Annotated in this window: 5 protein-coding genes; all 5 read left to right on the top strand. The window is 66.7% G+C overall.

Features of this window, described 5'->3' with window-relative positions; translation table 11 throughout:
* The first annotated feature begins 3 nt into the window (after nt 1-3).
* The gene (locus tag VN004_RS04885; protein ID WP_325607577.1) at nt 4-492 is read left to right on the top strand and encodes a DUF1036 domain-containing protein; all 489 of its coding nucleotides are present in this window, start codon (nt 4-6) and stop codon (nt 490-492) included.
* A complete protein-coding gene (gene pyk / locus VN004_RS04880; protein ID WP_325607575.1) occupies nt 489-1,925 on the top strand; it encodes a pyruvate kinase in 1,437 nt (478 codons plus the stop codon). The genes VN004_RS04885 and pyk overlap by 4 nt, the downstream gene beginning before the upstream one ends.
* Before the next feature lie 76 nt (nt 1,926-2,001).
* On the top strand, nt 2,002-2,925 hold the full coding sequence (locus VN004_RS04875) for a pseudouridine-5'-phosphate glycosidase (protein WP_325607573.1): 924 nt from the start codon (nt 2,002-2,004) through the stop codon (nt 2,923-2,925).
* Between the two features lie 420 nt (nt 2,926-3,345).
* Nucleotides 3,346-4,479 carry an efflux RND transporter periplasmic adaptor subunit gene (locus VN004_RS04870; protein WP_325607571.1) on the top strand — a complete coding sequence of 378 codons (1,134 nt, stop codon included), beginning with the start codon at nt 3,346-3,348 and terminating at the stop codon, nt 4,477-4,479.
* The coding region (locus VN004_RS04865) for an efflux RND transporter permease subunit (RefSeq protein ID WP_325607568.1) at nt 4,479-5,323 on the top strand (845 nt) is incomplete at its 3' end. The genes VN004_RS04870 and VN004_RS04865, both read left to right, overlap by 1 nt.

Raw genomic sequence — 5,323 nt, 5'->3', positions numbered from 1 at the left:
AGGATGAATGTTGCCGGCAGGCCGCGCCTTCGCCACGCGATCGCCACGCTGACGCTGCTGGCTGTCCTCCCCTTGGCTGCGGCAATATCGGCCACACCCGCCCATGCCGACTTTCGCGTCTGCAACGCGACCCAGAGCCTGATCGGCGTGTCGATCGGCTATCGCGCCAAGGCGGGCTGGATTACGGAGGGCTGGTGGCATGTCGAAGGTTCGACCTGCAAGACGTTGATCGAAGGCCCCTTGTCGTCGCGCTACTACTATCTCTACGCGGAAGACGCCGAGCGCGGCGGGCGCTGGGATGGCCCGATCAGCATGTGCGTGGCGGACAAGCAATTCAAGATCGCCGGTGTCTCCGACTGCTTCGCGCGCGGTTTCCAGCGCGCGGGGTTTCAGGAATACGACACGGGCGAGCAGGCAAGCTGGATGGTGCAGCTCACCGACCAACCGGGAACGAATGGCGCCGCCGCAGTCACGGGAGCAGGATCTCAATGAGACGCAGCCGCAAGGTCAAGATCCTCGCCACCCTCGGGCCCGCCTCGTCGGACGAGGCGATGATCCGCAAGCTCTTCGAAGCCGGCGCGGACGTGTTCCGCATCAATATGAGCCATACCGACCATGAGCTGATGCGCGTGCTGGTCGGACGCATCCGCGCGGTCGAGGAGGCCGTCGGCCGACCGATCGGCATCCTGGCCGATCTCCAGGGACCGAAGCTCCGGGTCGGCAAGTTCGCGGAAGGAAAGGTCGAGCTGAAGCCGGGCCAGACGTTCACACTGGACGACGATCCGGCGCCCGGCACGTCCGAGCGCGTCCACCTGCCGCATCCCGAGATATTGCGATCGGTCCAGCCCGGCGACCGGCTGCTGATCGATGACGGGCGGTTGGAACTGAAGGCTGTCGAGGTCGACGGCAAGTCGATCGTCGCCACCGTCGTCGTGGGCACCAGGATTTCCGACAAGAAGGGCGTCAGCCTTCCCGATACAGAATTGCCGGTCGGCGCGCTTACCGAAAAGGATCGCCGCGACCTCGATGCGGTGCTGGCGACCGGGGTCGACTGGATCGCCTTGTCCTTCATCCAGCGGCCCGAGGATCTTGCCGAGGCCCGAAAGATCGCCCGCGGACGCGCCGCGGTGATGTCGAAGATAGAGAAGCCGCAGGCGGTCGCCCGGCTGTCGGAGATCATCGAGCTCTCCGACGCGATCATGGTGGCGCGCGGCGATCTCGGCGTCGAGATGCCGCTCGAGGCCGTGCCAGGCATCCAGAAGCAGATCACCCGCGCCGCCCGGCGCGCCGGCAAGCCCGTCGTCGTGGCAACGCAGATGCTGGAATCGATGATCTCCGCGCCGGTGCCGACGCGCGCCGAGGTGTCGGATGTTTCGATCGCGGTGTTCGAAGGCGCCGACGCCATCATGCTGTCGGCGGAATCGGCGGCGGGGCAGTACCCGGTCGAGGCGGTCGGGATGATGAACAAGATCGCCGAGCGCGTCGAGCAGGATCCCGTCTACCCCGGCATCATCAATGCCCAGCGCTCCGAGCCGGAGGCGACTGGCGCCGATGCCATCTCGGCAGCGGCGCGGCAGATCGCCGAGACGCTCAAGGCGTCGGCGATCGTCACCTATACGGGTTCCGGAACCACCGGCCTGCGGGCCGCGCGCGAACGTCCGCAGGTGCCGATCATCGCCCTGTCGCCGATCCTCGCTACGGCGAGGCGCTTGTCGCTGCTCTGGGGAACGCACTGTGTGGTCACCGAAGACGCCCGCGATCTCGACGACATGGTCAATCGTGCCTGCGGCATCGCCTTCAACGAAGGGTTCGGACGGGCAGGCGACCGGGTCATCATCACAGCCGGCGTTCCCCTGGGAACGCCCGGCGCGACCAATATGCTGCGCATCGCCTATATTGGGACGGACGGTCTCGGCGGGGCGTAGGCATCCGGGGCTCGGCCGTCGTGAACGGCCCGCGGGCTAGGCGCAGGACACCCGCCGCGGCGGGAGCGAGGACGACATGGACAAGACGCTTCTCCAGGCGAACGACGAGGTCGAGGCAGCGCTGGCGGAAGGCAGGCCGGTCGTGGCGCTGGAATCGACCATCATCACCCATGGCATGCCCTATCCGGCCAATCTCGAGACGGCCCTCGGTGTCGAAGCCGTGGTGCGGGAAAACGGCGCTGTTCCGGCGACCATCGCCCTTGTTTCCGGCACGCTGCGCGTCGGCCTCGACGTGGCGGACCTCGAAGGGCTTGCCGCCGCCAAGGACGTCGTCAAGGCGTCCGGCCGCGATCTTGCGGCCGTCATGGTGCGCAAGGGATCGGCCGGCACCACCGTCTCGGCAACGATGCGGCTTGCCGCGCTGGCCGGCATTCCGGTCTTCGCCACAGGCGGCGTCGGCGGCGTCCATCGCGGCGCCGAGCAGACCTTCGACATTTCCGCCGACCTCACCGAACTCGGCCAGACCGGCACCACCGTCGTCTGCGCGGGCGTGAAATCGATCCTCGACATTCCGAAGACGCTGGAATTCCTGGAGACGCAGCGTGTGCCGGTCATCGCCTATCGCAGTGACGACTTCCCGGCCTTCTTCACCCGCTCCAGCGGCGAAAAGGCAGACCACCGGCTCGACACCCCCGAGGAGATCGCGGCCGCGATGCTGCTTCACCAGCGGATGGGATCCGGCACCGGCATCCTTGTCGCGAACCCGATCCCCGAAGCGGATTCGCTCGATCCGGCCTTCATCGACGGCACCATCGCGGCGGCCGTGAAGGAGGCCGATGCAAAGGGCATCGCGCGGAAGGAACTGACCCCATTCCTGTTGGCGCGGATCAACGAGTTGTCGCAAGGCCGCAGCCTGACGGCCAATATCGCGCTGGTGCGCAACAATGCGGCGCTCGCGGCTCGGATCGCCGGGGCACATGCACGGCTGAGACGAGCCTGATCCGGAAGGGGATCGGATCCCCTATTCTGGCCGTGGCGACACGGCACGAGTTCGGCTCGACCCGTCACGCTGGTGAAGGGCAGGTCCCCAAGCAGATAAGAGACCCTGACATGGCCAGCGGCACGGTCGTGGGCGAGAGCCGGAAACACTCTGCTGACGGCTGCTGCCACGTGCCCTTTCCCAGGGTGCGCAGGGGTGCCAAGATACCGGGCGCGGACGACCGATCCTGGCGAGGCCCATCGCGATGCTTTTGGACTATGTTGCCGGTTGACTTTAGGGTAGAAGACGCCGCTTCACGCCGTAGGCGTAGAATAAAACGATTGAACGACATTGAAGACGCCATTGCGTGCGCCGATATCGAGCGTTGCGCCTGATGCAGGGGAAGGCGGTCCGGACGGGGCCGTGTTGGGAAGACGACGCATGTCGAAGTTCAGGTTTCATAAGTTCGCGGCGCTCGTCGTGACGATCGGTTTTGCCGCCTGGATCGCTACCGGAAAGTTCTCTTCCGTGGGCAGTGCCCAGACCGAGGCGGAAGCCAAGGCCGCCGCGACCGAAGAGCCTAAGCCGGTGACAAGGACCGTCGCCGTTGCGATGCCGCCGCGCATCATGCACGCGAGGGCGATCCGCATCTCCGGCCAGACCGAGGCCGACCAGCGCGCGACGCTCGCGGTGCGCGCAGGCGGTATCATCGACAGGCTGCCGGTGAAGCAGGGTGACAGGGTCGAGGCGGGCGACCTCATCCTGATGCTCGCAGCCGAGGAAAAGGCCGCTGCCGTGGAGATGGCCCGGGCCGTGCTTGCACAGCGCAAGGCCGAATGGGACGCGGCGGAGCGGCTCGCCAAGGCGGGCAGCACGCCCAAGCTGCAGCTCGAGATCGCACGCTCGGCGCTCGCCACGGCCAAGTCGCAGTTCGAGGCGGCCAGCGCCGAGCTCGCCCGCAACGAGGTCCGCGCCCCGTTCGACGGGCTGATCGACCGCGTCGACGTCGAACTCGGATCCATGATCATGCAGGGCGCATCGGTCGCGACCATCCTCAAGCTCGACCCGATCATCGGAGTGGGCGAGGTCAGCGAGCGCGACCTGCGCCAGCTCCGCAATGGCGAGCAAGCCGAAGTCCATCTCGTCAACGGCGAGAAGGTCAAGGGCACGCTGCGATACATCAGCCAGGACGCCTCGGCAGCCACGCGAACCTTCCGTGTCGAAGTCGCAATCCCCAACCCCGAACGCGCCATACCCGCCGGGATGACGGCCGAGATCGTCCTGCGCAGCCAGCCGGTGGACGCCGTCGTGCTGCCGCGTTCGGTGGTGACGCTCAGCGCCAGCGGCGATCTCGGCATTCGCGCCGTCGGCCCCGACAACAAGGTCGCCTTCTATCCGATCGATCTCGTCGACGACACGCCGAAAGGCCTGGTGCTCGGAGGCATCCCGGCCGATGCGCGGATCATCGTGGCCGGCCAGGATCTGGTCGCAGAAGGCGACGTGGTGAACGCGCAGGAAGCCGATCCGGAGATCATCAAGCGGCTGGTGAGCAGCAGCAGCGACGGGGCGCTCTGATGGACATCGTCGGCGTCGCGATACGGAATGCCCGGCTCACGCTTTCCGTCATGGCCTTCTTCCTGATCGCCGGTGCGCTGGCGTATCACTCGATCCCCAAGGAAGCCGAGCCCGACATCCAGATCCCGATCATCTATGTGAGCCTGATCTACCAGGGCATCTCGCCGGAGGATTCCGAGCGGCTTCTCCTGAGGCCCGTCGAGACACGCATGAAGAGCCTGTCCAACGTCAAGGAGATGCGCTCTTCGGCCTATCAAGGCGGCGGCTACGTGCTCATCGAGTTCAATGCCGGCGCCGATCTTTCGACGGCCCTGGAAGACGTGCGCGCAAAGGTCCAGGACGCCAAGCGCGACCTTCCGCAGGATGCGGAGGAGCCGACGGTCAACGAGGTCAATCTCTCCGAGTTCCCCGTGCTCGTCGTCACACTGGCCGGGAATGTGCCCGAGCGGGCGCTGACGCGCGCCGCGCGCGAGCTGCGCGACCGCATCGAGGAAGTGCCGGGAGTGCTGGAGGCCGACCTGCAGGGCGCGCGCGAGGACCTGGTCGAGGTCATCATAGACCCGGTGAAGCTGAACTCCTACGGACTCAGGCTCGAGCAGCTCATCCAGGGCGTCGTCGCCGGCAACAGCCTGGTCGCGGCGGGCAACATAGAAGGCTCCGAAGGGCGCTACGCGGTCAAGGTGCCGTCGCTGATCGAGACGCCGGAGGACGTGGCGAACCTGCCGGTGGTGGCGACCCCGAACGCGGTGGTGAGAGCCAGGGACCTGGGCACGATCCGCGCCACCTACAAGGACGCCGAGACCGTCACCCGGCTCGACGGCAAGCCGGCCATCGCCATCGAGGT

Source organism: Pseudorhodoplanes sp. (assembly GCF_035565855.1).
Lineage (GTDB): Bacteria > Pseudomonadota > Alphaproteobacteria > Rhizobiales > Xanthobacteraceae > Pseudorhodoplanes.
The sequence above is the reverse complement of the archived record's forward strand: the minus strand, read 5'-3'. Positions and strand labels throughout refer to the sequence as shown.

Bases quoted from the DNA above. Each gene is read 5' to 3' on its own strand.
- pyk (WP_325607575.1), top strand. From the start codon at position 489: ATGAGACGCAGCCGCAAGGTCAAGATCCTCGCCACCCTCGGGCCCGCC.
- VN004_RS04870 (WP_325607571.1), top strand. From the start codon at position 3,346: ATGTCGAAGTTCAGGTTTCATAAGTTCGCGGCGCTCGTCGTGACGATC.
- VN004_RS04885 (WP_325607577.1), top strand. From the start codon at position 4: ATGAATGTTGCCGGCAGGCCGCGCCTTCGCCACGCGATCGCCACGCTG.
- VN004_RS04875 (WP_325607573.1), top strand. From the start codon at position 2,002: ATGGACAAGACGCTTCTCCAGGCGAACGACGAGGTCGAGGCAGCGCTG.